This window comes from Ruegeria sp. AL2 (assembly GCF_056540845.1).
Genome location: NZ_JBQFXM010000060.1, coordinates 1 through 1,897, shown reverse-complemented (window position 1 = coordinate 1,897; position 1,897 = coordinate 1). Strand labels below are relative to the sequence as shown.

Annotated in this window: 1 protein-coding gene; it reads right to left on the bottom strand. The window is 63.7% G+C overall.

Annotated features, from left to right (window positions below; genetic code table 11):
• Window positions 1-112: 112 nt before the first annotated feature.
• Window positions 113-1,888 carry a sulfoacetaldehyde acetyltransferase gene (gene xsc, locus ACR0ID_RS20335; protein ID WP_209508319.1) on the bottom strand — a complete coding sequence of 592 codons (1,776 nt, stop codon included), beginning with the start codon at window positions 1,886-1,888 and terminating at the stop codon, window positions 113-115.
• Window positions 1,889-1,897 lie beyond the last annotated feature (9 nt).

Below are 1,897 nucleotides of genomic sequence, written 5' to 3'. Positions count from 1 at the left end.
GATGCGGGGGTCGTTGCCTTCGCTGAGGGCGATTATGGGACGGGTGGCCGGAGCGTTTTGCCGCAACAGCTCGACGGGTGTCAGGGTCATGTGCTCCGGCCTCGTCCTGGGGTTATGCGCCCTGCGCTTTCATGTCATCGGCGCTGATGCCGGCGACTGCGACGGGTTTTTTCATCGCGTCGCGGCGGAAAGGCTCGCCAAGCTCCTGGTTGATCAGGGCCTCGATCAGCGTGGTGATGCCGTTCTTCTGGTCCTCGATCGCCTGGTTCAGCGCCGCGGTCAGCTCGTCCTGGGTGCGCGCGACAACGCCTTTCAGGCCACAGGCCTGCGCGATACCGGCATAAGACACCTTGGTGTCCAGCTCGGTGCCCACGAAGTTGTCGTCGAACCACAGGGTCGAGTTGCGCTTTTCCGCGCCCCATTGGTAGTTGCGGAACACGATCTGGGTCACGGCGGGCCATTCCTCGCGGCCGATCGCGGTCAACTCGTTCACCGCGATGCCAAAGGCACCGTCACCGGCAAAGCCCACAACCGGAACATCCGGGCAGCCGATCTTGGCACCGACGACGGCGGGCAGGCCATAGCCGCAGGGGCCGAACAGGCCCGGCGCCAGGTATTTGCGCCCCTCTTCAAACGACGGATAGGCGTTGCCGATGGCGCAGTTGTTGCCGATGTCCGAGCTGATGATCGCCTCTTTCGGCAGTGCCGCCTGAATGGCGCGCCACGCCATGCGCGGGCTCATCCAGTCGGGCTTGGCCGCGCGGGCACGCTGGTTCCAGGTGGTGCCCGGATCGTCATCCTCGTGGGTCATCGAGGTCAGTTCCTGCGCCCAGGCCGATTTCTTCTGCGCGATGCGCTCTTTGCGCTCCTTGCGGCCTTCGTCACCGGCGGTGTCGCTCAGCTGGGCCAGAATGCCCTTTGCCACCTTGGCAGCGTCGCCGATGATACCGACGCTGACCGCTTTGGTCAGGCCGATACGGTCGGGGTTGATGTCAACCTGGATGATCTTGGCATCCGCGGGCCAGTAGTTGATGCCATAGCCCGGCAGGGTCGAGAACGGGTTCAGACGGGTGCCGAGGCACAGGACAACATCCGCCTCGCTGATCAGCTCCATCCCCGCTTTCGAACCGTTATAGCCCAGCGGGCCGGCAAACAGCGGGTGGCTGCCCGGGAAGGCGTCATTGTGCTGGTAGCCGACGCAGACCGGCGCATCCAGACGCTCGGCCAGCGCTTTCGACGCCTCGATGCCGCCTTCGGCCAGAACCACACCGGCGCCGTTCAGAATGACAGGGTTCCTGGCGTTCGACAGCAGCTCGGCCGCCTGGGCCACGGCGGTTTCGCCGCCCGAGGGGCGCTCGAACTCGACAATGGCGGGCAGGTCGATATCGACAACCTGGGTCCACATGTCGCGCGGGATGTTCAGCTGCGCCGGGGCGCTGGCGCGCTTGGCCTGCATGATCACACGGTTCAGAACCTCGCAGACGCGGGTCGGGTCGCGGACCTCTTCCTGATAGGCGACCATGTCCTCGAACAGCTTCATCTGCTCGACTTCCTGAAAGCCACCCTGACCGATCGTCTTGTTGGCCGCCTGCGGGGTCACCAGCAGAAGCGGCGTGTGGTTCCAGTAGGCAGTCTTGACGGCGGTCACAAAGTTGGTGATACCCGGGCCGTTCTGCGCAATCATCATCGACATCTTGCCAGTCGCCCGGGTGTAGCCATCCGCCATCATCCCCGCGCTGCCCTCATGCGCACAGTCCCAGAACATGATCCCAGCCTTCGGAAACAGGTCCGAAATCGGCATCATCGCCGAGCCAATGATCCCAAACGCATGCTCAATTCCATGCATCTGCAAAACCTTAACAAAGGCCTCTTCCGTCGTCATCTTCATAGGGGTGCT

Excerpts from the sequence above, each read along its gene's own strand:
- xsc (WP_209508319.1), bottom strand. The coding sequence starts at position 1,888 with ATGAAGATGACGACGGAAGAGGCCTTTGTTAAGGTTTTGCAGATGCAT.